This window comes from Streptomyces sp. NPDC085937 (assembly GCF_044540535.1).
In the GTDB taxonomy this organism is placed as follows: Bacteria; Actinomycetota; Actinomycetes; order Streptomycetales; family Streptomycetaceae; genus Streptomyces.
This window is the reverse complement of the sequence record NZ_JBITSH010000032.1, coordinates 1-2,388: the sequence shown is the minus strand read 5'-3', so window position 1 is coordinate 2,388 and position 2,388 is coordinate 1. Positions and strand designations below refer to the sequence as shown.

1 rRNA gene is annotated in these 2,388 nt (G+C 56.7%); it reads right to left on the bottom strand.

Going from position 1 to position 2,388, the window contains the following annotated elements:
- Positions 1-22: 22 nt before the first annotated feature.
- Positions 23-2,388: ribosomal RNA gene (locus tag ACIF8S_RS33350) — 23S ribosomal RNA — on the bottom strand; the annotation flags it as partial.

Sequence of the window (2,388 nt, the reverse complement as noted above, 5' to 3'; positions counted from 1 at the left end):
AACACAGTGGACGCGAGCAACTGAGGACAAGCCCTCGGCCTATTAGTACCGGTCAACTCCACACGTTACCGTGCTTCCATATCCGGCCTATCAACCCAGTCGTCTACTGGGAGCCTTACCCTCTCTAGGAGGTGGGAGTCCTCATCTCGAAGCAGGCTTCCCGCTTAGATGCTTTCAGCGGTTATCCCTCCCGAACGTAGCCAACCAGCCATGCCCTTGGCAGAACAACTGGCACACCAGAGGTTCGTCCGTCCCGGTCCTCTCGTACTAGGGACAGCCCTTCTCAAGACTCCTACGCGCACAGCGGATAGGGACCGAACTGTCTCACGACGTTCTAAACCCAGCTCGCGTACCGCTTTAATGGGCGAACAGCCCAACCCTTGGGACCGACTCCAGCCCCAGGATGCGACGAGCCGACATCGAGGTGCCAAACCATCCCGTCGATATGGACTCTTGGGGAAGATCAGCCTGTTATCCCCGGGGTACCTTTTATCCGTTGAGCGACGGCGCTTCCACAAGCCACCGCCGGATCACTAGTCCCGACTTTCGTCCCTGCTCGACCCGTCGGTCTCACAGTCAAGCTCCCTTGTGCACTTACACTCAACACCTGATTGCCAACCAGGCTGAGGGAACCTTTGGGCGCCTCCGTTACTCTTTAGGAGGCAACCGCCCCAGTTAAACTACCCATCAGACACTGTCCCTGATCCGGATCACGGACCCAGGTTAGACATCCAGCACGACCAGACTGGTATTTCAACGACGACTCCCCCTGAACTGGCGTCCAGAGTTCACAGTCTCCCAGCTATCCTACACAAGCCGAACCGAACACCAATATCAAACTGTAGTAAAGGTCCCGGGGTCTTTCCGTCCTGCTGCGCGAAACGAGCATCTTTACTCGTAGTGCAATTTCACCGGGCCTATGGTTGAGACAGTCGAGAAGTCGTTACGCCATTCGTGCAGGTCGGAACTTACCCGACAAGGAATTTCGCTACCTTAGGATGGTTATAGTTACCACCGCCGTTTACTGGCGCTTAAGTTCTCAGCTTCGCCTGGACGAATCCAAGCTAACCGGTCCCCTTAACGTTCCAGCACCGGGCAGGCGTCAGTCCGTATACATCGCCTTACGGCTTCGCACGGACCTGTGTTTTTAGTAAACAGTCGCTTCTCGCTGGTCTCTGCGGCCACCCCCAGCTCGAGGAGCAAGTCCCCTCACCAGTGATGGCCCCCCTTCTCCCGAAGTTACGGGGGCATTTTGCCGAGTTCCTTAACCATAGTTCACCCGAACGCCTCGGTATTCTCTACCTGACCACCTGAGTCGGTTTAGGGTACGGGCCGCCATGAAACTCGCTAGAGGCTTTTCTCGACAGCATAGGATCATCCACTTCACCACAATCGGCTCGGCATCAGGTCTCAGACTACGTGTCAGGCGGATTTGCCTACCTGACGTCCTACACCCTTACCCCGGGACAACCACCGCCCGGGATGGACTACCTTCCTGCGTCACCCCATCACTCACCTACTACCAGCTCGGGTCACCGGCTCCACCACTCCGACCTCGTCCGAAGACTCAGCCGGCGGCTTCACGGGCTTAGCATCACTGGATTCGATGTTTGACGCTTCACAGCGGGTACCGGAATATCAACCGGTTATCCATCGACTACGCCTGTCGGCCTCGCCTTAGGTCCCGACTTACCCTGGGCAGATCAGCTTGACCCAGGAACCCTTAGTCAATCGGCGCAAACGTTTCTCACGTTTGTATCGCTACTCATGCCTGCATTCTCACTCGTGAACCGTCCACAACTACCTTCCGGTGCTGCTTCACCCGGCACACGACGCTCCCCTACCCATCCACACAGGCGTTGGCCCTATTGTGTGAATGACACGACTTCGGCGGTACGCTTGAGCCCCGCTACATTGTCGGCGCGGAATCACTAGACCAGTGAGCTATTACGCACTCTTTCAAGGGTGGCTGCTTCTAAGCCAACCTCCTGGTTGTCTGTGCGACTCCACATCCTTTCCCACTTAGCGTACGCTTAGGGGCCTTAGTCGATGCTCTGGGCTGTTTCCCTCTCGACCATGGAGCTTATCCCCCACAGTCTCACTGCCGCGCTCTCACTTACCGGCATTCGGAGTTTGGCTAAGGTCAGTAACCCGGTAGGGCCCATCGCCTATCCAGTGCTCTACCTCCGGCAAGAAACACACGACGCTGCACCTAAATGCATTTCGGGGAGAACCAGCTATCACGGAGTTTGATTGGCCTTTCACCCCTAACCACAGGTCATCCCCCAGGTTTTCAACCCTGGTGGGTTCGGTCCTCCACGAAGTCTTACCTCCGCTTCAACCTGCCCATGGCTAGATCACTCCGCTTCGGGTCTTGAGCGTGCTACT